This window comes from Enterococcus pallens ATCC BAA-351 (assembly GCF_000407485.1).
In the GTDB taxonomy this organism is placed as follows: Bacteria; Bacillota; Bacilli; order Lactobacillales; family Enterococcaceae; genus Enterococcus_A; species Enterococcus_A pallens.
Genome location: NZ_ASWD01000005.1, coordinates 263,867 through 288,816 on the forward strand (window position 1 = coordinate 263,867; position 24,950 = coordinate 288,816).

The window sequence follows — 24,950 nt, forward strand, 5'->3', positions numbered from 1 at the left end:
GCTAGACTTCCTCCATCTCAAGGATTTCAAAACGATAGGTTTCCATGTTGACATTTGCTAATAACTTGTCACAAACTTCTTCAATCATTTCCTCAACAGGACGATCACTTTTGGCTACCTTCATCTCGAAGTATTTACCAATACGGATTTCTTCAATTTCTTCATAGCCTAAACGATGAACGGCTCCTTTTACGGCTTCTCCCTGAGGATCTAATACGGATTCTTTATACGTGACATAAACTTTTACAAAATACATGGTTAAGCTCCTTTTCGTTGGTTTAATCGGTTGAATACTTCTTGATAAACGGGAATGATATCCCCTAAATCACGGCGATATATATCTTTGTCTAAATGGTCATTTGTAGCCAAATCCCACAAACGACAGGTGTCTGGCGATACTTCATCAGCTAGCAGAATATCACCATTAGCTGTGCGTCCAAACTCTAATTTAAAGTCAATTAATTGAATATTGATTTCGGTAAATAATTTTTTAAGCGCCTCATTGACTTCCAGCGCCATTTTTCGCAAGGCAGCTATTTCTGCTTCTGAGGCAATTTCTAATACTTTAATATGATCTTCAGTGACCATCGGATCGTCTAGGTCATCGTTTTTGAAATAGAATTCAACAATAGGAAATTTAAGTGGGGTTCCCTCGGTAATTGCTAAGCGTTTTGAAAAGCTGCCTGCAGCTACATTTCGAACTACCACTTCAAGAGGAATAATCTCTACCGAACGAATAATTTGTTCAGTTTTTGAAAGCTGTTTAATGAAATGATTGTCGATGCCGACTTCGTGAAGATAAGAAAAAATTAAACTTGTAATCTGATTGTTAAGTTCGCCTTTACCGGCAATTTGATCTTTTTTTGCTCCATTTAGAGCAGTTGCCTGATTCAAATATTCTACCCATACAACATCTGAATCATCAGTACTAAACAATTGTTTCGCTTTGCCTTCATAAAGCAATGCTTCTTTTTTCACAGGTAAACGCTCCTTTATTGTGAACAATCTAATTACACCTTACATCGATTGTTCGTTTCTTTATCATCTATAGTGTAACAAGCTAAAAAATGTGGGTCAACATTTTATCGTATATTATAAATATTTTACCTATTATCGTTCGTGTTTTGCTGATGACGGAATTTTAAAGGAAATTGCTTCTTATAGATAACGTTTACATTTTAATCTAAGGGTGATATATTTTACTTGAGAGAATAATATCGGGGGAATGATTATGTTGGATCCACAGTCAGCTGCTCAGGAGTTCATTGCTACACTATCTGAATATGATAAACAATTATTGCTAAACTCACTATTAGGATTAGATGAAACTCATACTTGCAACCGTAACGTCAGCTTTTATTCGTATCGTAACTTAAAAAAAATATTAAAACCTAAACGTTCCGAACGTATGCAAACCTTGTACTTTAAAAACAATCGGCAAGATGAATTAACGATTACTCAGTTGAAGGATCACTCCTTCTTAAAAAATTCCTATCGTATTGAAATCATGTACAATGATCACTCCTATGACTACTCGCTAATTTCTTCGTTATTGGAGGATTTAAAGCAGACTTATTTTATGGAAATGGAATCTTACGCATAGCAAAACCCGCACGTTCTAAACGAATGTGCGGGTTTATTTGTACTTTAATTTATACCTATGCGTTTAAACACTTCATCAACGTTCTTCAAGTGGTAATTGTAATCAAACGCATCGTCTAATTCACTTTCAGACAATACACTGGTAATTTTTTCATCAGCTTCTAGCAATGGACGGAAAGCCGTTTGATTATCCCAGGCATACGCAGTTTTTGGTTGAACTAAATCGTAAGCTTCCTCACGAGTCATACCATTATCAATCAGTTTTAACATCACACGCTGGCTGTAAATTAAGCCGAATGTAGCATCCATATTACGTTTCATATTCTCTGGAAAGACCGTCAAATTCTTAACGATGTTACCAAAGCGATTCAACATATAATCTACTAAAATCGTCGTATCTGGTACGATAATCCGCTCTGCTGAAGAATGAGAAATATCTCGTTCATGCCATAATGCCACGTCTTCATAAGCTGTTACCATGTGTCCACGAACTACACGAGCTAATCCGGTCATATTTTCAGAGCCGATTGGATTGCGTTTATGGGGCATTGCAGAAGAACCCTTTTGTCCTTTTGCAAAGTATTCTTCTACTTCACGTGTCTCTGATTTTTGCAATCCACGAATTTCAGTAGCAAATCGTTCAATTGATGTCGCAATTAAAGCTAAAGCTGAGAAATATTCAGCATGTAAGTCTCTTGGCAATACTTGAGTAGAAATTTCCTGTGGTCGAATACCTAAGTGCTCGCAAACATATTTTTCTACAAAAGGCGGAATATTGGCAAATGTCCCAACTGCTCCGGAAATTTTACCAGCTTCAACACCTTTGGCTGCGCGATCAAATCTTTCAATATTTCGTTTCATTTCTGAATACCAAGTTGCCAGTTTTAAACCAAATGTTGTTGGTTCCGCATGTACACCATGGGTACGTCCCATCATCACCGTGTATTTATGTTCTTTAGCTTTTTCACCAATAATTGTCAAAAAGTCAGCTAAATCTTTGCGCAAAATATCATTGGCTTGTTTATACAAATAGCCATAAGCTGTATCTACTACATCTGTACTAGTCAAACCATAATGAACCCACTTGCGCTCTTCGCCTAAGGTTTCAGAGACTGCACGTGTGAAAGCTACTACATCGTGTTTTGTTGATTGTTCAATTTCTAAAATCCGATCGATATCAAAATCAGCTTTTTCACGGATTTTTTTTACATCCTCTTTAGGAATTTCACCCAACTCTGCCCAAGCTTCATCAGCTAAAATTTCCACTTCTAACCAAGCACGGTAACGATTTTCATCGCTCCAAATTTCACCCATTTCAGGTCGTGTATAACGAGGTATCATGTTGTTCTCCTTTTAGTCCCAGATTTCAGTATTTTTAATTTCTTTTAATGTTTGTCCAATATCTTCTGTCAGCAGTGTAATGTGTCCCATCTTTCTGCCCTTTTTAGCCATAGCCTTCCCATAATAATGAAAATGCCAATCAGGCTTCTCATCAATAAGTTCGAAGGTCCCTAGCAGATTTTCTCCTAACACGTTTACCATAACTGCTTCTGACAGCAATTTAGGTTGAGCCAATGGCCATCCGCAAACACCACGTATATGAGCATCGAACTGGCTCATGGAACAAGCTTCAATTGTATAGTGACCAGAATTGTGCGGACGAGGAGCCATTTCATTAACATATAAAGCACCAGCTTTAGTCAAAAACAGTTCAACACATAAGGTACCAACTAAGTCAACACCTTCTGCAATCACTTCCGCAATTCGTTTAGCTTCCTCAGCCACCGCCGGATCAATTTGAGCAGGGGCAATAGTCTCATGCAAAATATTATTGCGATGAATATTCTCAACGACAGGGAAAGTCACATATTCTCCATATCCATTTCCAGCGACCAACACAGATAATTCCTTCTCAAAGGGAATCCAAGCTTCTAAAACACATGTGCCAGAGCGCAATAGATTCATGGAAGGAGCTAAATCAGAAGTTCCTTTTAATACATATTGACCATGACCATCATATCCTCCACGTGTAGTTTTTAGTACACAAGGATAGCCGATACCTTCAATAGCATCTTGAATATCTGTGGGACTAATAATAGTAGCATATGGAGCAATCACGATATTATTTCCTTCTAAAAAAGCTTTTTCCATCAGGCGATCTTGTGTAATTGCCAGCAAGTCCGTTCCTTGAGGGATGTTCGCTCGGTCAATAATTTGATTTAGTGTATCGACATCCACATTTTCAAACTCATAGGTAATCACTTGTGTACAGCGAGCCATCTCTTCAAGCGCCGCCTGATCATCATAAGGGGCAATAATATGCCAATCAGAAACTTGTGAAGCAGGACAGTCTTCTGTCGGATCAATAATCCCAATACGAAAGCCCATTTCTTTGGCACTGATCGCCATCATACGGCCTAACTGTCCACCGCCTACAATTCCAATTGTTGCGCCCGGTTGTAAAGGTTTAACCAAGTTGTTCACTACTTTCCAATACAGAATCTTTCATTTTCTGACGTTTAGCTTCTAAACGATCAGCTATGTTTTCATCATACATTGAAAGCATCTGTGCCGCAAGTAGTCCTGCGTTAGTTGCTCCTGCTTTTCCGATAGCAGTGGTTGCTACTGGAACTCCACCTGGCATTTGAACAATCGACAATAGAGAATCTAAACCATTTAGTGCTTTTGATTGAACTGGTACACCAATAACTGGCAAAGTGGTTTTTGCTGCTACCATCCCTGGTAAATGAGCTGCCCCACCCGCACCAGCAATAATGACTTTAATTCCTCTACCTCTGGCTTTTTCAGCAAAGTCGAACATTAAGTCTGGCGTACGATGCGCAGAAACTACCTGCTTTTCATAAGCTATTTCTAACTCGTCTAAACTTTCGCAAGCATGTTTCATTGTTTCCCAATCAGAGGTACTTCCCATAATAATCGCTACTTCTGGCTTCATAAGTTGCTCCTTTCATTCGTCATTCACATTCTATCAAGCAATTAAATTGAAGTCAAAACAATATTCGAATGATAAAAATAATTTAAACCCTATCGTTCGTGTTTTAACGTTTTTATTCACTTTTTATTATAGGAGCTTTTTCATTTTGGAGAATGCAGGTATCCCTTTTAAAGAAATAATTATAGTTCTCTATTTGCAAAAAAAAATCCAAATGCACAAAAGCATCTGGAATTTTTTCTTTACATGTGTGAATGAGTTGTCTCAATTGAAGCTGTCGCTTTGCGAGGATACCCATTAAAAATTAAATTCAATACAATCGCTGATAAACTACTCATAACAATTCCATTACCAGTAAACATTTGAACAGTTGCAGGTAGTTGATTAAATAGCGTCGGCATTGCATTGAATCCTAAGCCAAACCCAATTGAAATGGCAATAATCAACAAATTCTTCTCATTTTGGAAATCAACACTAGACAGCATTTTCATTCCTTGTACAGCTACCATGCCGAACATTACCAGCATACCGCCTCCTAAAACTGGTTCAGGGATGATTTGTGCCAAGGCACCAATCTTTGGGAACAAGCCTAAGATAACTAGAAAGACTGCTGAAAAGTAAATTGGACGCCGAGTTTTAATCCCAGATAGTTGAACTAAACCGACATTTTGGGAAAATCCAGTATAAGGAAAAGTATTGAAAATCCCTCCCAAAACAACTGCTAATCCTTCTGCACGATACCCGCGCTTCAAATCATCTTCTTGAACTCTCTTACCGGTAATATCACCTAAAGCAAAGTAAACACCAGTTGATTCAACCATGCTGACAATCGAAATAATTATCATCAATAGGATTGATGATACATCAAAAGTTGGTGTTCCAAAGTAAAATGGTTGCGGTACATGAAACAAAGGCGCATGACCGATTGCTGCAAAATCTACTTGATTTAAAACCATTGCTAGCAGCGTTCCTCCAACCAAACCGACTAATACTGCAATTGAACGAACAAATCCTTTACCAAAAATCTGAATGATTAAGATAAGTAGGATAGTCACAAATGCCAACAATAAAGTTGTTGGCTCGCCGAAGTTTGGAGCAGTCGCGTCACCACCGCCCATTTTCGTGATAGCTACTGGAATTAAGGTTAGGCCAATAGTAGTAATTACTGTACCTGTAACTACAGGTGGAAACAATTTTTCTACTTTTGAAAAGAAGCCAGCAATTAAAACAATAAATACACCTGCCGCAATAATTGAACCATAAATTGCACCAATCCCTTTCGTTTGACCAATCAGAATTAAAGGAGCTACAGCTTGAATCGCACAACCTAAAACAACTGGTAAGCCAATTCCGAAAAACTTATTTACTGTTAATTGCAATAAGGTAGCAATTCCACACATAAAAATATCAATGGAAATTAAATACGTCATTTGTGATTCGTTAAATCCTAAACCTGTTCCAATTAATAAAGGAACAGCTACTGCTCCTGCATACATCGCTAATAAGTGCTGCAACCCCAAAACAGCAGCTTTTCCATTTCCATTCTGATTTGACAAAGTCATGCATCCTCCTCTAAAAATGCTACTTTACCATCATGCAGGGAAGCAATTCGTGCTAGGGAAACAACCGGAATATCCATATCTTCTAATAATTGGCGACCATCTTGGAAAGATTTTTCAATTAGAATACCAATACCAGCTACCTCTGCTCCAGCTTGGCGACACAATTCGATTAATCCTTTAGCAGCTTGACCATTCGCTAAAAAATCATCTATTAATAATACGCGGTCTTCATTTGATAAAAATTTTCGAGAAATCGAAATAGTACTGGTTACTTGTTTAGTAAAAGAATAGACGGAAGAAGTTAATAGCTCTTCATCCATTGTTAAACTTTTGGATTTGCGAGCAAAGATCATTGGCACGCCTAATGCTTGAGCAGCATACAAGGCTGGAGCAATCCCAGAAGATTCAATAGTAACTACCTTCGTAATGTTTTGGTCAGCAAAGACTTCTGCAAAGCGTTGACCAGTAGCTTCCATTAATACAGGATCCACTTGGTGAGTAACAAACTCATCCACCTTAAGTACTCCATCACCCAACACACGTCCATTTTTCTTAATACGCTCTGTCAATTCTTTCATAATTCTCTCCCTCTCTGTGGTCTTTTGTTTAAACAAAAGACGCACCAATTCTGCAAAAAGCAAAAAAGGTACGCCAAACGTACGATTTTTGCTTATAGTCTTGCGTTTACGGCACAAGGTAGAAACTGTCATCCCTATCATGACGATATATAAGCTTTAAAATATAGTAGCATTATCCACATTTTGAAAAGAAAAAGCAAGTAAAAATGATGATTCATGAAAATTTTCATCACAAATTCATCATTCTCACTTGCTTCATTAATTAAACGGAAGCATTATTCTTCGATCGGTTCATTTTGAAAAACCAACTGATCACCTAACAATTCAATCGTAACTCGTGTTTTAGGCAGTACTCGACCGGCTATAATTTCTTTAGCCAATGGTGTTTCCACTTCACGAGTAATGAATCGTTTCAAAGGTCGTGCTCCATATTGAGGTTCATAAGCATTCTCAGCAATCCAAGCTTTCGCTTGATCTGTAATAACTAACTTAATCTCCTGATCTTCTAAACGAAGAGAAAGCTGAGCAACTAATTTCTCTACAATTCCTTTTACATTTTCTAAACTTAACGGCGTAAATAAAATTGTATCATCAATACGGTTCAAAAATTCCGGTTTAAAATGTCCCCTCAGCATATTCATGACTTGTTCTTGAACAGCTTCAGGAATTTCGCCCTCACCAGTCACTCCGTCAAGCAGCAGCTGTGATCCAATATTGCTTGTCATAATTAACACCGTATTCTTGAAATCGACCACTCGCCCCTTAGAATCGGTTAAACGTCCATCATCCAACACCTGCAGCAATATATTGAAAACATCTGGATGAGCTTTTTCAATTTCATCTAACAATATAATGGTATATGGATTACGACGAACTGCTTCTGTTAACTGGCCTCCTTCTTCATAGCCGACATATCCTGGAGGTGCTCCAACTAGTCGTGACACAGAGTGCTTTTCCATATATTCACTCATATCGATTCGAACCATATGATCTTCCGAGTCAAACAAATTTTCAGCCAAAGCTTTTGCCAGCTCTGTTTTACCAACACCGGTTGGACCCAAGAATAAGAAAGAGCCTAATGGCCGATTGGGATCTTGTAACCCGGCACGAGAACGAAGAACTGCATCACTTACCGCATCCACTGCCTCGTCTTGACCAATTACTCGTTGATGCAATGTATTGTTAAGATTTAACAGTTTTTCTCTTTCACCTTCCACTAGCTTCGTCACTGGAATACCTGTTAAACGAGCAACCACTTGAGCAATTTCATTTTCTGTCACTGATTCTTGGACCATGCGAATGTCATTACTTTCATTCTTAGCTTCTAGATCAGCCAATTCTTTTTCCAATTGTGGAATTGTTCCATGGCGTAAAACAGCAGCTCGTTCTAAATCGTAATTATTTTCTGCATCTTCCAATTCATGCTTAGCCTGATCAATTTCGGCTCTTTTATTTGAAACAGCGTTAACTTCTTCTTTTTCTGTCTCCCATTGCAGCCGCATTGTGTTTGCTTCTTCACGTAAATCCGCTAGCTCCTCCTGCAAGTTGCTTAAACGTTTCTTGCTGGCATCATCCGTTTCCTTTTTCAAAGCAGCTTCTTCAATTTCTAGCTGCATTAAACGGCGGGTAACCTGATCTAACTCTGTCGGCATTGAGTTCATTTCCACACGAATACTAGCACTTGCCTCATCTACAAGATCAATTGCTTTATCTGGTAAAAAGCGATCTGTAATATAGCGATCAGATAGTGTAGCAGCGGCCACCAAAGCATTGTCATGAATATTAACGCTATGGTGAATTTCAAAGCGTTCCTTCAGTCCTCTTAAAATACTAATTGTGTCTTGAACTGTTGGCTCTTTTACCAATACTTTTTGGAAGCGTCGTTCTAACGCTTTATCCTTTTCCATGTACTGACGATACTCATCTAACGTAGTGGCACCAATTAAATGCAGCTCACCACGGGCAAGCATTGGCTTCAATAAGTTTCCGGCATCCATGCTGCCTTCTGTTTTACCGGCTCCTACAATATTGTGAATTTCATCAATGAAAAGTAAAATTTGACCGTCAGATTTTTTAACTTCTTTCAAAACAGACTTTAATCGTTCTTCAAATTCTCCCCGGAATTTTGCACCAGCAATAAGTGAACCCATATCTAATGAAAAAATGGTTTTATCTTTTAGATTTTCTGGTACGTCTTTACGAACAATCCGCTGCGCTAATCCTTCTACAATAGCCGTTTTACCTACGCCAGGTTCACCAATTAGAACTGGATTGTTTTTAGTTTTACGCGAAAGGATTCGAATCACATCACGTATTTCTTCGTCCCGACCAATAATTGGATCTTGTTTTCCATTTTTTACTTGTTGAACTAAGTCAACTCCGTATTTTTCCAAAGCCTTATAAGTTTCTTCCTGATTTTGAGAAGTCACACGATCCCCTCCTCGTATATCCTCAATATTTTTTTGTACTTCTTTTTTGTTTAATCCAGCCTGATTCAAATATTTCGTCAAGCGATAATTTTTCAAATTCATCAATGCAAGTATGACGATCTCCGTAGACAGATACTCATCCTGATACTTTTCTCGCAATTTATCCGCTTCACTTAAAAGTGAGAATAAATTCTGACTAAGATTTTGTCCATACTTTACATTACCTCCAGCTACTGTCGGATAATCCTCTAAGGATCGATCAACTTCCGCTTCAAATGCATCTACATCTAACCCAGCATCTACATAAAAGTTACGTCCAAAGTGATTTGGCTGCAATAATATTTTCCATAGATGAGCAATATCAATTTCCTGATGTTGGCGTGTCACGGCAATTTGCTGTGCCTCAGCAATCGCTTCTTGCAAGGTAGTGGTCATTTTTTCAATATTCATTTGATTACCTCCTCTGACCCGTTCGAGGTTTCCCTCACAAATAAATTATACTCCTTTGGTCAAAATTGGTCAAAATTTTTATGTTTGAAAAGCATAATTTTCGTAGACTTTTAAGGAAAATGCTACAATTTCACTAAAGGAGATGAGTAGATGATTTCTAGAGCAATTGGCTTTGAAAAAGGTTTTGACTTAGCAGATGGTAATTTTTTTGAAACTTTTGAAATTATGCTGCCTCAATTAACAGAATATGACGTGATGGTTCAAAACATCGCGATTTCAATAAATCCTATCGATACCAAGTTGCGCCAAACTGGAAAAGGAACAAAAGCGCCGCACATTTTAGGCTTCGATAGTGTTGGTATCGTCACCCAAGTAGGAGAACAAGTTCCTGATTTGGTTGCTGGTGACCGTATCATTTTTGCTGGAACAACTAATCGTTATGGTAGTTATAGCGAGAAACAAATTGTAGATTCACGAATCGTGGCTAAATTACCTGAAAATATATCGTCAGAAAAAGCCGCTGCACTTCCCTTAACTTTCCTAACTGCTTATGAATTGCTTTTTGAAAAAATGGATTTGATCCCTAAAGAAAACGGAAATAACGAGACTATCTTAATTATAAATGGCGCTGGCGGCGTCGGCTCTATCATGATTCAATTAGCAAAGTGGGCTGGTTTGAACGTGATCGCTACCGCCTCACGCCCTGAAACAATTGCATGGTGTGAGAAACTTGGTGCCAATCATGTTATAAGCCATCAAAAAAATCTTACTCGACAAGTAAATAAATTAGGCTATGAAACTCTCCCATACATTGCAATCTTACATTCCTCCGATCACTATTACGATGAAATGACTGGTCTGTTGAGTCCTTTTGGTTATCTTGGATCAACTGTAACAACCGGTAAAGATCACAATTTAGCCAAGCTAAAAGAGAAGTCAGGAAGCTTTGTATGGGAGTATATGTTTGCCAAAACCGACTATAATTATCAAATTGAATCTCAAGGAAAAGCACTAAGCTTATTGTCCAATCTTCTATCTACTGAGAAAATTCAATCCACTCTAACAGAAACTCTAGACGGCTTATCGCCTGAAGTATTTTATCAAGCTCATCAAAAAATCGAATCGAATCAAATGATTGGCAAGTTAGTTATACGTTATTAAAGTATCAAAAAAGGAAGCCTATGACTGATTGTCGGCTTCCTTTTTAATTTCCTTCGCTTCATCGAATTCTGTTTTAATTTCTTTTTGTTTTGTCACTAGAACATAAATCATTCCGATCAAAAATGGCATCAAATATGTCGCATAACGATAGAGCAATAAAGAGGACACAGCATCGACATTATCCACGATGTGCTTAAACAATAATACATAGACAAACTCGAATCCACCAATTCCACCTGGGGCTGGTAAAACCCCACCCAGGGTAACAGTGAAACTAATAAGTGCAATAGATAAAGTGAATGATAAATCAGAATAGCTCTGACTCAAAATGAAATAAGGGATAACATACCACACAGCTAGTTTAGCCATATTTGAAGCAAACACCTTAATTACAACCTGTTTATTTTGAATAAAGGTTTGAATTGTTTCTCGTAAAGAGTAAAACTGCAAATTGGCCCGATCAACTAAGTCACGCCAACGTTGTCTTTTAAAGATGCGATTAGAAATCTTTACGAAAATTACCTGTGCACTAACATTTAGACTGAATATTAGCAATACCGCAACAATTGCTAAAGTTACAGACATACCAATTAGAACCAGCATGATTCCATTGGGTACCTCCTGCCGCAAAACGTCTGATTCCAACAATAAAAACACCAATGCCCAAATCATTACCGCAATTTTATAAGTTACCATTCGCAAAGCCGTAACCCCAGTGCCTTGAGAAAGCTTTAACTCCTTCTTGCGGTAGTAAATAACTTCAGCAACAATTGATCCCGTTCCAAAGGTTACCACACGATAAAAAGTTGCATAAGCTGATGCAAAGAAGCCATCCATAATCGTAAAAGATGGATTATATTCTGCAGCTATATTTTTTATTGTGTAACCTTCAATTAATTGACTTACTGCTCCTAAGGCAGTAACACCTAGCAAAATCGGCCAGGATGTCGTCGTTAGTTCTTCAAAAATCTCACCTAAAGAGTCACGAATTACGAAAAAAATTAATCCAATAACTACTAAAAATAAGAGGATGTTCAAGAACAGCTTTCGATTAACAGAAAGATTCATTTTTGACCCTCATTTGTTTGTTTTGTTATAGCCTATCACACTATCTACCCTGGAGCAAAAAAGCAACCTTAAAACAGAAAAATTTTTAGGCAAAATCTACAAAATAATTTTGAGATTCTGCCTAAAAATTACTAACTATATTTCATTATTTTCCATTGTTCTCAGCGATTTTAATGATGACATCTACTGCTTTTTCCATTGTTTGCAAGGAGACAAATTCAAAGCGACCATGCATATTTTCACCACCTGCGAAAATATTTGGTGTTGGAATTCCTAGGAAAGAAATTTTAGATCCGTCTGTTCCTCCACGAATCGGTTCAATCACAGGAGTAATTCCTACTTCCTCCATAGCACTTTTGGCTAAATCAATAACTGTCATATCTTTTTCGATAATTTCACCCATATTGTAGTATTGATCATACATATCAACGATGACCCGTTCAGTATCAAATTGTTGATTCATAGTTTTTTGAATAGACAAAATTTGCGCTTTACGAGCTTCAAATTTTTCACGATCATGGTCACGAATAATGTACGTCATTTTCGCTTCCTCTACATTTCCATCTAAAGCCAACAAATGATAAAATCCTTCACGGCCTTCTGTATTTTCTGGACGTTCATCTTCTGGTAATTGATTGTGGAAATCAATAGCTAATTGTAAAGCATTAATCATTGTATTTTTAGCAGTACCAGGATGAACATTTTTTCCTACAAGAGTAATTGTCGCTTGAGCTGCGCTAAATGTTTCGTACTGAAGTTCACCCAAAGGTCCACCATCCATTGTATAAGCGAAATCTGTATTGAATTGTTTTACATCAAATTTATCTGCACCAATTCCAATTTCTTCATCTGGACCAAAACCGATACGAATTTCACCATGCTTAACTTCAGGATGCTTAATTAAGTATTCCATTGCTGTCATAATTTCAGCAATTCCAGATTTATCGTCAGCACCTAGCAAAGTTGTTCCATCAGTAGTGATTAACGTTTGATCTTTGTAGTTTTTCAAGTTAGGAAAATCTTTCGCATTTAACGTGTATTTCCCATCCTTGTCTAGTTTGATTGTCGACTCGCCATCATAATTTTCAATGATTTGTGGATTCACACCTTCAGCATTAAAATCAGCTGTATCCATATGAGCAATAAAGCCAATTGTACGCACTTTTTTATCAAGATTACTAGGTAAAGTTGCAATGACATAACCGTTAGTTTCATTATAGGTAATATCTTGCATCCCAATTTCTTCTAGTTCCTTCATCAGCTCATGAGCAAAAGCCACTTGAGTTTGGGTAGTTGGAGTGGTGGTACTTGTCGCATCAGAACGAGTTTCTGTTTTTACATAGCGTAAAAACCGGGGTAACAAATTTTCGTACATACTGCTTTCTCTCCTCTTTGTATATTATTTAAAAGAAAAAGGATTAGTTGAGACTTCTGAAATAAAGAATGAAACGTCCCAATCCTCTTCATCTTTCCACTGATTAAATAATTCGACCATTTTTTCCTTACACAACGCTTCAATATAATGACCTGGATCAAGAACTAGCATGCCTGTTTCCTGCATATCATGCGCAGTGTGATAATAAACATCTCCGGTAATGTAAACATCCGCTTGCTGACGAAGGGCATCTTTATAAAATTTTTCCGCACTTCCTCCGCAAATGGCTACTCGCCGAATCATATCTTTGGCCCGCTTCGGATAAACTACCCGTAAACCTTCTAAATTAAACGCCTGCTTCACATGTTGAATGAATTCTTCTGTTGTTAGCGGTTTAGCCAAATCACCAACACGTCCTATACCATATTTGATAGGTGAATTATCTAGTTGATAAACATCATATGCCGGCTCTTCGTAAGGATGAGCTTCCAACATTGCTGTAACAACTTTTTTTTCTATAGTAGCAGGAAAAATGACTTCGATTTTACTCTCTTGAACCTGTTCTGGCTGATTTAGGTCACCGATCGTTGGATTTGCATCACCTACAGGAGTAAATCGCCCAGTTCCTGAAAGAGTATAAGAAGTAGCTTCATAATTTCCCTGCTTACCAGCTCCAGCATTAGCTAAAGCCGCACGCATCATTTTGCTATAATCCATTGGTACATAAACCGCCAGCTTTTTCATAGATATTGAATGACTTTCTACTAAGTAGGTAGTGTTTTCAACCCCTAATAATTCACAAAACCAATCATTTAAACCGTTTGGAACAATATCCATATTCGTATGTGCAGCATAAACTGCAATATCATTTTTCAATAAATCTGCATACATTTTTGTTTGAAAATCATCCGTGGTTAAACGATCAATCGGACGGAAAATAGGAGGATGCTTAACTATCAGCAAATCAATCTTTTTTTCAATTGCTTCGGCTACTACTGCCGGGCGAACATCTAGGCTCATCATTACCCGCTGAATGTCTTTGTTCAAAGTACCAATGTGCAATCCAACTGGATCTCCCGTTTCGACCAACCACTCTGGACAATATTCAGTAAAACGTTCAATAAATCTATTCGCTTTCATGTAATACCTCCTGAATCCATTGAATTTCCAACTCAACTTGTGAAATTTTCTCGTCTAATTGTTGATCACTTCTAGCTAAATTCGCACGCACTTTTTCTAGTTTTTCAAGCTGACGTTGCCATTTTTTTACGAAAATAGTTGAACATTCTTCCATTAAAAATGGGCCAAAAAGTAGTTCTTGCTCAGTATATTGAGCCGTTGTTTTCAGCTTTTCAGCAACCAGTACTTCATATATTTTACGATGATCCTCCAGAATAGTTTCAGCTATAATGGTGTATCCTTCGGTAGTTAACCACTCCCGTAATTGCCTTTCCCCCACATTAGGTTGCAGAACTAATCGTTCCTTACCAGAAAGTCGTTGTAATTTTTTTCCGCGTTCCAAAATATCTTTTATCAGCACACCACCCATGCCGCAAATAGTGATAGTATCAATTTGATCCTCTAGTAAAACAGCTTCCATTCCATCAGCTAATCGAACTTCAATCAATTTTTCCAAATTATTTTTAGCCACTTGTCTTTTAGCCGCCTCATAAGGCCCTTGAACTACCTCGCCTGCAAGTGCCCACTGAATTTTTTTATTCAACAATAGAGCCACTGGTAAATAAGCATGATCCGATCCAATATCCGCTAAACGCGCATTTGCTGGTACATAATCAGCCACAACTTGCAAACGTGGCGACAATTCATTAGCATTCATTTTGTCACTTCCTGTCTTTTATTATAGCACTCATCAAAAAAAGCACCTCAAAAAAAGGCGAATCATCTTCGCTTTTTAATGAGGCATTTTGTTTTTTCTCAGTAAATTCTCTTTTTTTAGCCATTTCGACGATTTTCGCCAATCATCCAGATCTCTCTGCTTAAATAGCGTATCCGCTCCATAATTCTCTTAGCTTTTAGTGGTTCTTCATCCCCACGTTGTGTAACCGATAGATGCTCTTCAAGCTGAATCATGTCGAAATTCGATGAGAAGAATGTCGGCAACTGTTCTTGCATTCGATATTGTAAGATTACACCTAAAATATCATCCCGAATCCAGGCACTCATAGAGTCTGCTCCAATGTCATCAATCATTAAAATCGGTGCTCTTTTTACATTATCAAGTTTTGGTCCGACTTTGTCAGTTGAAATAGCTTGTTTCATTTCACCAGCAAAAGTTGGAAAGTGCACCAAGGTAGTTTCATATCCCTTTACGGCTAATTCATGAGCCATGGCTCCCAGCAGATAAGTTTTCCCCACTCCAAAATCACCAACTAAATACAAGGCCTTATGGAAATCCTTCGGTGCAGCACTATATTGATTTATAAAATCTAATGCTGCCTCTAACGCTTCACTTCGTCCTGAGGTTACTTCAAAAGTACGAATAGAGGCTTGTCGAATATCTTTAGGCATATCCACAGAATTAATTCGATTACGAATTTCTTCTTCACGTTTACGCTTTAGCAATTCATCCGTAGGAACATATGTTACATCAATAAAATGAAAATTAAGTGCAAGTTTAGGTTCATAGCCAGGAGCGATCATAGTAGGATCGTTAGCCAAAAACTTTTTCTTTTCTTGAACAAATTCATATAGCTTGGCAAAAGACTTTTCGATATCCGCTTGTGTCAACTTTGCTTTATACTGCTCAATAAAATCACGAACATCTACATCTTCCAGCACTTCTTGCATCATTTGCTGATAGCGGCCATCTACACCACGTGATTTTATGATTCGGTTTAACTCTTTTCCTACATCTTCCATCAGCTTTCACCCTCTTTGTTCAGATATTCTGCCAGCTTACGGTTTAGTTCAGCCTCTTTTTCTGGAGTAATCTTCTTTTCTTTCGGTGGTTCTTTGATATGTGAGGGCAACGTCTCTTTTCTGCCCTGTATCTTGCGTCCACTGGTGTTACTACGTCGACCGGTCGTTTTCTTCTTCACCAGTTTCTGATCTGCCTGACGAACATGTACAATTGCTTCTTCCGGTCGTTGGATTTTTCGTTGCGCCCAATCATTCGCAATTGCATTCAAATAATTCTGATTAATCACAGCCTGATTTTGAATTACCAATATGTAATTAATTAGTATATTCACTACACTGTTAGGAAATAAATGTCGACTAATCAGATCTTCAACTAAGCGAATTTCTTGATTGGTTTCATAGCCGCCTTTTTGATTTTTAATAGCTTGTAAATATTTAATTGGCGGAATGGTTTCACTTTGTCGAATAATTTCTTGTTCTGCTTTAGAAAAATCTCCAGTAAAGTTTCGGTCAGTCGGTACCGATACCTCTATTTCTGTATCTACGGATTTTGCTTTTTTACTTTTTATGATTAAATTACGTAAAAAAGACAGCTGTATTTGATTGCGTTCACTAGATTTCACAGCAAAATCCAACATTTCCATCTCATCAATTCCATACATTTGGTGCAAAGCTTCAATTTTTCCTTGGTCTTCTTCTGCTAAGCTTAAATTAAATTTTTTCAATTGCTGCTTAAAGAATACCCAATCAAAAGTGTTAGTTGAAATCTCTTGTTCTATAAACTTGTCATGTGTTTCATCAAACAACTCCGTGTTCGCTGCGAATCGCGTTTCTTCAAACCGATAAATATCACGAAATCGCTTAGTAACATCGGTTAACCCTTCAGTTGAGATTTGCTTAGGTCGGAATCTTTCTACTAACCGATTAAAACGGCGTTGACCAATTTTTTCCATCAACAAATAGCACATTAATGCATCCTGAAAAAAATCACTCGGCATTAATGGATTAATCAATTGATAAAACAATAGTAGGCCTAATTCATTATCTTCTTTCTGAAAGGTATTCATCAAACCAATACCTTCTAATTTTTCACGAGCTTTTAGCATTGCTGCTAAGCCATTATCGATAGCAGCTAATAAATCAGCATGCATTAATTCAGGACTTGTTCCTTCAACGGTAATATCCGCTGACAGATTTAAATACAGACTCAAAGCTTCTGCACCAATAATAGGCTGGTACAAGTACAATAAAGATTGCTGGCGGCTTTCATCCAGCTGAGGACTGCCATAGACCGTATAAATAGTCGTTGGCTTTAAATCAAATGTCACAAACTAGCCCCCTAAAAATTCAATATGATTCTATCTATTAATAGTTCATTTGTATCAAAAACTATGACTAGCTTTGCTCTTTTCCATCAGTTGCTTTAGCCTTATCTACGATTTCCTGCAATTCTTTTAAGAAAACAGACATATCCTTAAACTGACGATAAACGCTAGCAAAACGAATATAAGCAATTTCATCCACATTCATTAAATCTTCCATAACATATTCACCAATTAAGCTGGTGGATATTTCATTTTCTCCTAATCCACGTACACGATTTTCTACATGGTCCACAATTTGCTCCATTTGCTCCATTGCAACAGGGCGCTTTTCTGCTGAACGAATGAGCCCTCGTAAAATCTTATCACGATTGAATTCTTCTCGGTCACCGTTTCGTTTAATGACCAATAATGGAGCAGCTTCAATTCTTTCAAAAGTTGTAAAACGAAAACCACAATTTTCACATTCTCTGCGTCTTCGGATGGCACGTCCATCATCAGTTTGACGACTATCAATGACTCTTGAGTTATTATGATTACATCTTGGGCAACGCATATTTTTCACCTCTCAGATGATATTATTTTATTGTAACACGAGTTTATCATATCCCTATGGCTAAAAAAAGCTTTGTTACGCTATTTTTTGAATCTTTACTCAATAAACGCATGTTTTTTTATCCATTCTAACACCTGTTCAGTTGTCTCCTCTAAACTGCCACAATTATCAAAAACAATATCAGCACAGTCTTTTTTTCTCTCAAGTGACATTTGGCTATTGATTCGATTCATTGCTTCAATTTCTGACAGTTGATTTCTTGCCATTAAACGTTTTAGCTGTGTTTTTTGATCAACATAGACCACAGCAACTGCGTCCATCTGTTTTTCATAATTTCCTTCATAAAGTAATGGGATATCTGCAATAACTAACGGACTAGTTTTTTTAGCAGTTTCTATCTGTTGATCAATTTCACTACGAATAAAAGGTTCCAAAGCTCGATTTAGTTTTTCACGTTCAGTTTCATCCTGAAAAACAAGATTTCCCAGCTTCTTTCGATCTAGGGTCCCCTCAGAGGTAATAATGCCCTCACCAAACACTTTTTTAAGCGCCAAAAGACCGGGAGTTCCAGGCTCGACAACCATGCGAGCTACAACATCCCCGTCTACAATAGGATATCCAGCTGATCGAAATACATTAACTACTGTTGACTTTCCACTAGCAATACCACCAGTGATCCCTAACACATAACTCATTTTCTCACCTCTTCAATTGTTGACAGTGCGGACAATAATGAGTTCCACGTTGAGCAACTTTCATTTTAGCAATAGGCGTTCCACAGCGCGGACAAGGCTTACCGGTTTGTCCATATACATTCAGTTCTTGCTGAAAATGACCAGCTTCACCTAGAGCATTTAGGTAAGTTCTGATAGTTGTCCCACCTGCTTCTTTAGCCTTAGTGATAACTGTAATAATTGCTTGATGTAAATCCTTAACTTCTTTACTCGTCAACGTGTTGGCTGGTTGCTCTGGATGTATTTTTGACAGCCATAACACTTCATCTACATAGATGTTTCCTAGACCTGCAACAATTTTTTGATTTAACAGCAACGGTTTAATCATTGTGTGTGCCTTCTTTAAGCGCGCTTCAAACTCAGGCAGGTCAAAGGCCTCATTAGTTGGCTCTGGTCCTAACTGCTGAATCCCTTTATAAAGTAGGCCAGCATTCTTTTCCACTAAACTCATCCGTCCAAATTTCCGTACATCATTATAAATTAATTCGGATCCATCGGTAAAAACAAACCGAACATGGCTATGCTTATCTAGCGGTGTAGCTTCATGAAAGAACTCGTATTTCCCTTCCATTCTCAAATGAGATACCATATCATAATGTGTAAAATGAAAGAGCAAATACTTGCCTCTACGGCCCACTCCTTCAATGGTCTCCCCTACAAGGTTATTTCGAAATTCATCTACCTCAGGGGCTTCGATAATTTTAGGCCACAGGACATCTACTTCACGAATGGTTTTTCCTATCACTAAAGAAACCAATCCTCGACGGACGGTTTCAACTTCTGGTAATTCTGGCACTACTCTTCACTCCTAAAGGAAAAGCTGGAAAAAGTTCCAGCTTTTATCTATTTTGCTTCATACCAAGTTTTTCCCCAGCTACTATCAGTAATCAGTGGAACATCCAATTGTACTGTATTTTCCATGACTTCTTTAACTAGTTTATCTAATGTTCCTAATTCGGTTTCAGGCACTTCAAAAACTAATTCATCATGTACCTGTAAAAGCATGTTCGCTTGCAATTTTTCTTCTTTTAATCGTTTAGCTAGTTCAATCATTGCTAATTTCAATATATCTGCTGCGCTTCCTTGAATGGGTGTATTAATAGCTGTTCGTTCCGCAAACGAACGTACATTGAAGTTACGAGAATTAATATCTGGTAGGTAACGACGACGATTATATAAAGTAGCTGAATAGCCTAAATCCTTTGCTTCTCGAACACTTTCTTCCATATATCGCTTAACATCTGGATAATTCTCGAAATACGTATCAATATAGTCTTGGGCCGCTTTGCGAGATATTCCTAAATTTTGAGACAGTCCGTAATCAGAAATACCATAAACGATGCCAAAGTTTACGGCCTTAGCATCACGACGCATATTAGGCGTGACTTGATCCTCTTCGACACCAAAAATACGCATGGCAGTGCTGGCATGAATATCCATTCCTTCTTTAAAAGCTTCAATCAGATGCTTGTCTCCAGAAATGTGAGCCAACACTCGCAATTCAATTTGAGAATAGTCGGAAGAGTAGATTAACCAGTTATCTTCACTAGGAACAAAAGCTTCCCGAATTTTTCGTCCTTCTTCCAAACGAATAGGGATATTTTGCAAGTTAGGATCCACTGAGCTTAAACGACCAGTTTGAGTTAACGTTTGTAAATAGCGGGTATGCACTTTATTATCCGATTGAATAACCTTCAATAATCCTTCAACATAGGTTGATTGAATTTTGGCAATTTGACGGTAGTTCAAAATATCATTTACGACAGGAGCCTGTTCCCTTAATTGTTCCAAAACATCAACTGCAGTTGAATAACCCGTTTTCGTCTTTTTGATTACAGGAAGATGCATCTTTTCGAACAAAATAACTCCTAATTGTTTTGGTGAGTTAATATTAAATTCTTCACCGGCCTCTTCATAAATTCTTTGTTCAATCTCTTGAAGCCGTTTAGAAAATTCCCCACGCATACTTTGCAAACGTTGAGCATCTACTGTGATTCCGGTAATCTCCATTTCGCCTAAAATACGTGATAGAGGCAACTCCATCTTATAAAAAAGCTCATCCTGTTTCTTTTCAGCAAGTTCTTTTCCAAGATGATCACTCAAAAAGTTGATTGCTTTAACCTTACGTGCTAAATGATTATAAAAGACTTCTTCATCTTCTGGTAATCCTTTTTTTGCACCTTTTCCGTAAATCTGTTCATCTGATTGTATTTCTGTATAGCCATAGTGCTGAGCTACACCAGCTATATCATTACTATTATCATTTGTATCTAAAAGATATGCTGCTAGCAAAACATCAAAGTCAATTCCTTCAGTTTTTCCAACGTAACGATTCAAAGCAACATAGGTACGTTTAGCATCATAAACCTTTTTGCCATTTGAAGTATTTAACCAAGTCTTGAAATCTGGATGATCAAAAATAGCTAAATCATCAGTGACGTAAACTTTTTTCTTAGTTCCCCAAGCGATACCTGTTATGTCAGCTGTATGATAATTATCTTCCAGCATTTCTACGTATAATGCAGAGTCAGGCGAAAACATCGAGGCATCATATTCATTGACTACCTGATACATGATATCTTCCATTTCAGTAGGTTCTTCTTCAATGTTTAACTTACTTAAAAATTGTTTAAAATCCATGTCCTTATAGAAGGCTGCAAGTTTATCCAGATCTTTACCGAAGTAAGCTAATTCTTCTAAAGATATAGTTACTGGTGCATCCGTTATAATAGTTGCTAGCTCTTTAGACAAAAAAGCCTGCTCTTTATCATTGATCAAATTTTCTTTCATTTTACTTTGTTTCAATTCATCAATATGCTCATAAACACCTTCAACACTACCGTATTCCTTCAGCAGTTTAATGGCTGTCTTTTCACCTACTTTGGTTACTCCAGGATAATTGTCAGAGGTATCACCCGCCAAGCCCTTCATATCAATGATTTGATTTGGAGTCAACCCATCATATTTATCGGCTACATGTTCAGGTGTATAAGACTCAATATCGCTAACTCCTTTAACTGTTATGTCAACAGTTACCTTTTCACTGGCTAATTGAGTCAAATCACGATCTCCAGAAAGAACCACTACATCAAAATCAGCTTCAGCTGCCTGTTTTGCTAAGGTACCGATGATGTCATCAGCCTCATAATTATCTAGTTCATAATGCTTAACACCTAAACCTTGCAATAATTCGCGAATATAAGGAAGCTGTTCCCGAAATTCACTCGGTGTTTTTGAACGTCCCCCTTTATATTCTGCATACATTTCCGTTCTAAAAGTAGTCCTTCCTGCATCAAAAGCTACTAAAACATGTGTTGGTTTTTCGCGGTCCATTACATTCTCGAACATATTGTTAAACGCGTAGATTGCATTGGTGTGCAAGCCATTCTTATTCTTAAACTTTTCTAATGAATTGTGCAAAGCAAAAAATGCACGAAAAGCCACACTATTTCCATCTACTAATAATAATTTGTTTTTAGCCATCTTCTCGACTCCTTCATATGTTCATTTTAACAAAGTATTCCCTAAATTGGAAAGCATCCAAGCCTCAAAAAACTTCTTAAACTCACCTAATTAAAAAGCAGTTTAAGAGGCTGCAAACCATGAAAAAAAGGCGATTGCTCGCCTTTTAGTTGTTATTCCCGAAAATCCTCAAGAATGAGATAAATAAGTTGATAAAGTCAAGATACAGTTGCAAAGCCATAAAGACTGCAACACCTGATCCGGCTTGACCATTGGTTTGTTGGTAAATTCTGCGAATCATTTGATTGTCGTAAGCTGTAATTGCTGACATAATAACTACCATTAAAATAGAAATGAATAAATCTACCACACCACTGTGTAGGATGAAGATATTTAAAAACATTGCTATGATAATACCAATTAAACAGCTAAGTGCTGCTCGACCTATACCAGACAAATCACGTTTAGTAAATGTTCCGATTAAAGACATTGCTATAAAGGTGACTGATGCGGTAACAAAAGCTTGTGTAACAGTACCGATATCGTACATTGCTAGAGTGACAGCTATAGTTAATCCATTTAACATAGAATAGGCAATAAAACCGCCAATAGCTAAGCTAGGATTTGATTGCGCTTTAGCTCCTAGCATTATTACTAAAATAATTTCAGCAATCCATAGACCAAAGAACCCTAATGGAAATCCGTTAATGAAAGCTGCAACCTGATAAGCTAACGGTCCCAATGCTAGATATGAAACAAAAGCACTGATTCCAATTCCCAAAGCTAGATAGCCATAAATTTTTCCATAAAATCGATTTAAACCTGTAACTGCTTGTTGGTTATTCATTTGCTTCCTCCTCTAATTTGAATGCAGGTGGTTTTACCATTACAACTGCATCTAAAATTCGTTTTTCTTCACTATTTTCCGCTTCAACTGAAATGGTTACAACGTCCTTCATTTTGTCCACCTTGATCACTTCAAATTCAAAGGTTAACGTTTCATAATGGTACACTGGATCAATAAAATTAATTGAAAAATTCACGACGTGGGAACCTGGTCCAGGAAGATGTTTTGAAATGGCACTCGTAATAATCCCCATCAACATAATAGATGGAACTACAGGCCGTTCATACTCAGTATCCTTGACAAAATCATGTTGGATATACAATGGATTTGCATCATTGGTTAAGCCTAAATATAAGAGCAGCTGGTTATCTTCGATTGATTCGGTTAAGGATAACGAGTCACCTTCTTCGATTTCATCAATCGTTTTTCCAATTTTTCTCGCCTTCATATTATACAAATCATTTCCCTCCATTGGTTAATCTATTACATATTTTAGCAGAATGGTATAAAAACACAAGGCACTCTCAATTGAACAATCTATTCTAAGTAATGAAAAACTGATCTAACCTTGATTGATTAGATCAGTTAAAGTTTCTATAATACGTTTCTTGTTGTGTTGCTTAACAAGTTTTCGTAAGCTCGTTCGAAACGTTGCACATCACCAGCACCCATGAAAATGACGACTGCATTTTCATGATCAAGCAATGGAGACATATTGTCTTCTTGCATTACCGAACCGCCTTTTTGTACCTTGTTTCCCAAGTCTTCAATTTTTACCTCTCCACTAGTTTCCCGTGCTGAAGAAAAAATATCTAACAAGTAGACACGATCTGCCTTGTCTAAGGCTTCCGCAAATTCATCAATCAAGGCAATTGTACGACTAAACGTATGTGGTTGGAAAACCGCGATCAATTCCTTTTCAGGATATTTTTGCCGAGCAGCATCAATAGTGGCAGTGATTTCCGCTGGATGGTGGGCATAATCATCGACAATCACCATATCAGCCACCTGCTTCTCACTGAATCGACGCTTGACGCCAGAAAAAGTCAGCATTTCCTCTTTAACTTTTTCCATATCTAATTTTTCAAAATAGGCCACAGCTATTACGGACAAAGCATTCAAAATGTTGTGTTTTCCAAATGATGGCACAGAAAAACGTCCAATAAAGCTTTCTTTATGGTAGACATCAAAAGCCGAACCATTCGTAGTTCTTACAATATTGCGGGCTTGAATATCGTCATCAGCGGATAATCCATAAAAATAAATTGGGACATCCGATTCTAATTTGCGCAAGTATTCATCGTCACCATAGGCAAAAATACCTTTTTTTACTTGAGAAGCTAAAGTTTGAAAAGCTTCAAAAACATCATCAATGCTCTTAAAATAGTCAGGATGATCAAAATCAATATTTGTCATGATGGCATAATCAGGAGAATACGCTAGAAAATGGCGTTGATATTCACAAGCTTCAAAAGAAAAGAATTTCGCATCAGGAACGCCGTGTCCAGTACCATCACCGATCAAATAGCTAGTTGGTGCGATACCGCTGAGCACATGAGAAAGCAAACCCGTTGTGCTTGTCTTTCCGTGAGAGCCAGTTACAGCAATACTCGTATATGGCTGAATAAATTGACCAATAAAGTCATGGTAACGAATGATTTCTAAACCTAACTCTTTTGCCCGAACGATCTCCTCATGGGTGTCTGGAAAGGCATTACCCGCAATAACTGTCATTCCCTCACGAATATTCTTTTTGTCAAAAGGCAAGATATCAATGCCAGCCTTTTCCAAATCTCGTTGGGTGAAAAAATACTTTTCAACGTCTGATCCTTGTACATGATAGCCTTTTTCAAACAAGACCAATGCCAATGAGCTCATTCCTGAGCCTTTAATTCCAACAAAATGATAAAGCGTATTCTTGTTATTCATCTTATCCCTCTATCCTCTTCTTTGGTACGTTTTATTCGTTTC

The 24,950-nt window shown here is 37.5% G+C and carries 23 protein-coding genes and 1 riboswitch; of the genes, 2 read left to right on the plus strand and 21 right to left on the minus strand.

Translation table 11 applies throughout. The features are described from left to right. Position 1 precedes the first annotated feature (1 nt). A complete protein-coding gene (gene purS / locus I588_RS21055; RefSeq protein ID WP_010758866.1) occupies positions 2 to 256 on the minus strand; it encodes a phosphoribosylformylglycinamidine synthase subunit PurS in 255 nt (84 codons plus the stop codon). Positions 257 to 258: 2 nt separating this feature from the next. Next, positions 259 to 978 (minus strand): phosphoribosylaminoimidazolesuccinocarboxamide synthase, encoded by a 720-nt coding sequence (gene purC / locus I588_RS21060; RefSeq protein WP_010758865.1) that lies wholly within the window; start codon positions 976 to 978, stop codon positions 259 to 261. A 253-nt stretch (positions 979 to 1,231) separates the two neighbouring features. On the opposite strand from purC, the gene I588_RS21065 reads away from it, so the two are divergent. Then, positions 1,232 to 1,603, plus strand: coding sequence for a hypothetical protein (locus I588_RS21065; RefSeq protein ID WP_010758864.1), 372 nt, complete (start codon positions 1,232 to 1,234; stop codon positions 1,601 to 1,603). 44 nt (positions 1,604 to 1,647) lie between these two features. On the opposite strand, the gene purB is transcribed toward I588_RS21065, so the two are convergent. The 6 genes from purB to clpB form a co-directional block, all read right to left on the minus strand. Continuing rightward, on the minus strand, positions 1,648 to 2,943 hold the full coding sequence (gene purB / locus I588_RS21070; protein ID WP_010758863.1) for an adenylosuccinate lyase: 1,296 nt from the start codon (positions 2,941 to 2,943) through the stop codon (positions 1,648 to 1,650). 12 nt (positions 2,944 to 2,955) lie between these two features. Beyond that, positions 2,956 to 4,077 (minus strand): 5-(carboxyamino)imidazole ribonucleotide synthase, encoded by a 1,122-nt coding sequence (gene purK / locus I588_RS21075; protein ID WP_174316935.1) that lies wholly within the window; start codon positions 4,075 to 4,077, stop codon positions 2,956 to 2,958. Beyond that, complete coding sequence (gene purE / locus I588_RS21080; RefSeq protein ID WP_010758861.1) at positions 4,070 to 4,558, minus strand: 5-(carboxyamino)imidazole ribonucleotide mutase; 489 nt, start codon at positions 4,556 to 4,558, stop codon at positions 4,070 to 4,072. The genes purK and purE overlap by 8 nt, the downstream gene beginning before the upstream one ends. Before the next feature lie 239 nt (positions 4,559 to 4,797). Then, complete coding sequence (locus I588_RS21085; RefSeq protein ID WP_010758860.1) at positions 4,798 to 6,117, minus strand: nucleobase:cation symporter-2 family protein; 1,320 nt, start codon at positions 6,115 to 6,117, stop codon at positions 4,798 to 4,800. After that, positions 6,114 to 6,695, minus strand: a complete 582-nt coding sequence (locus I588_RS21090) for a xanthine phosphoribosyltransferase (RefSeq protein ID WP_010758859.1) — start codon at positions 6,693 to 6,695, stop codon at positions 6,114 to 6,116. Before I588_RS21090 ends, I588_RS21085 begins: the two co-directional genes overlap by 4 nt. Before the next feature lie 75 nt (positions 6,696 to 6,770). Then, positions 6,771 to 6,868: riboswitch (purine riboswitch) on the minus strand. Between the two features lie 102 nt (positions 6,869 to 6,970). Continuing rightward, positions 6,971 to 9,574 carry an ATP-dependent chaperone ClpB gene (clpB, locus tag I588_RS21095; protein WP_010758858.1) on the minus strand — a complete coding sequence of 868 codons (2,604 nt, stop codon included), beginning with the start codon at positions 9,572 to 9,574 and terminating at the stop codon, positions 6,971 to 6,973. Positions 9,575 to 9,724: 150 nt separating this feature from the next. Between clpB and I588_RS21100 the strand changes: the two genes are divergently transcribed. Beyond that, a complete protein-coding gene (locus I588_RS21100; protein WP_010758857.1) occupies positions 9,725 to 10,735 on the plus strand; it encodes a zinc-binding alcohol dehydrogenase family protein in 1,011 nt (336 codons plus the stop codon). Between the two features lie 18 nt (positions 10,736 to 10,753). Here I588_RS21100 and I588_RS21105 read toward each other — a convergent pair whose 3' ends face one another. The 13 genes from I588_RS21105 to murC form a co-directional block, all read right to left on the minus strand. Further along, a complete protein-coding gene (locus I588_RS21105; protein WP_010758856.1) occupies positions 10,754 to 11,803 on the minus strand; it encodes a lysylphosphatidylglycerol synthase transmembrane domain-containing protein in 1,050 nt (349 codons plus the stop codon). A gap of 145 nt (positions 11,804 to 11,948) precedes the next feature. After that, positions 11,949 to 13,178, minus strand: coding sequence for a peptidase T (gene pepT / locus I588_RS27380; RefSeq protein WP_010758855.1), 1,230 nt, complete (start codon positions 13,176 to 13,178; stop codon positions 11,949 to 11,951). A gap of 24 nt (positions 13,179 to 13,202) precedes the next feature. Further along, positions 13,203 to 14,318, minus strand: coding sequence for a Nif3-like dinuclear metal center hexameric protein (locus I588_RS27385; RefSeq protein ID WP_010758854.1), 1,116 nt, complete (start codon positions 14,316 to 14,318; stop codon positions 13,203 to 13,205). Beyond that, positions 14,305 to 15,015 (minus strand): tRNA (adenine(22)-N(1))-methyltransferase, encoded by a 711-nt coding sequence (locus tag I588_RS21120; protein WP_010758853.1) that lies wholly within the window; start codon positions 15,013 to 15,015, stop codon positions 14,305 to 14,307. Before I588_RS21120 ends, I588_RS27385 begins: the two co-directional genes overlap by 14 nt. Before the next feature lie 116 nt (positions 15,016 to 15,131). Beyond that, a complete protein-coding gene (gene dnaI, locus I588_RS21125; RefSeq protein ID WP_010758852.1) occupies positions 15,132 to 16,058 on the minus strand; it encodes a primosomal protein DnaI in 927 nt (308 codons plus the stop codon). Next, entirely contained in the window at positions 16,058 to 17,386 is a 1,329-nt protein-coding gene (locus I588_RS21130; protein ID WP_010758851.1) for a replication initiation and membrane attachment family protein, read from the minus strand. The genes dnaI and I588_RS21130 overlap by 1 nt, the downstream gene beginning before the upstream one ends. Positions 17,387 to 17,453: 67 nt before the next feature. Then, a complete protein-coding gene (gene nrdR / locus I588_RS21135) occupies positions 17,454 to 17,936 on the minus strand; it encodes a transcriptional regulator NrdR (RefSeq protein WP_010758850.1) in 483 nt (160 codons plus the stop codon). A gap of 95 nt (positions 17,937 to 18,031) precedes the next feature. Then, on the minus strand, positions 18,032 to 18,631 hold the full coding sequence (gene coaE, locus I588_RS21140) for a dephospho-CoA kinase (protein WP_010758849.1): 600 nt from the start codon (positions 18,629 to 18,631) through the stop codon (positions 18,032 to 18,034). A 4-nt stretch (positions 18,632 to 18,635) separates the two neighbouring features. Further along, positions 18,636 to 19,466, minus strand: coding sequence for a DNA-formamidopyrimidine glycosylase (gene mutM / locus I588_RS21145; RefSeq protein ID WP_010758848.1), 831 nt, complete (start codon positions 19,464 to 19,466; stop codon positions 18,636 to 18,638). Between the two features lie 47 nt (positions 19,467 to 19,513). Then, positions 19,514 to 22,153, minus strand: coding sequence for a DNA polymerase I (gene polA, locus I588_RS21150; RefSeq protein ID WP_010758847.1), 2,640 nt, complete (start codon positions 22,151 to 22,153; stop codon positions 19,514 to 19,516). Positions 22,154 to 22,298: 145 nt separating this feature from the next. Beyond that, entirely contained in the window at positions 22,299 to 22,979 is a 681-nt protein-coding gene (locus I588_RS21155) for a Bax inhibitor-1/YccA family protein (protein ID WP_010758846.1), read from the minus strand. Then, positions 22,972 to 23,427 (minus strand): MaoC family dehydratase, encoded by a 456-nt coding sequence (locus tag I588_RS21160; RefSeq protein ID WP_425387140.1) that lies wholly within the window; start codon positions 23,425 to 23,427, stop codon positions 22,972 to 22,974. Before I588_RS21160 ends, I588_RS21155 begins: the two co-directional genes overlap by 8 nt. 146 nt (positions 23,428 to 23,573) lie before the next feature. Further along, positions 23,574 to 24,908 carry a UDP-N-acetylmuramate--L-alanine ligase gene (murC, locus tag I588_RS21165; protein WP_010758844.1) on the minus strand — a complete coding sequence of 445 codons (1,335 nt, stop codon included), beginning with the start codon at positions 24,906 to 24,908 and terminating at the stop codon, positions 23,574 to 23,576. Positions 24,909 to 24,950: the final 42 nt, after the last annotated feature.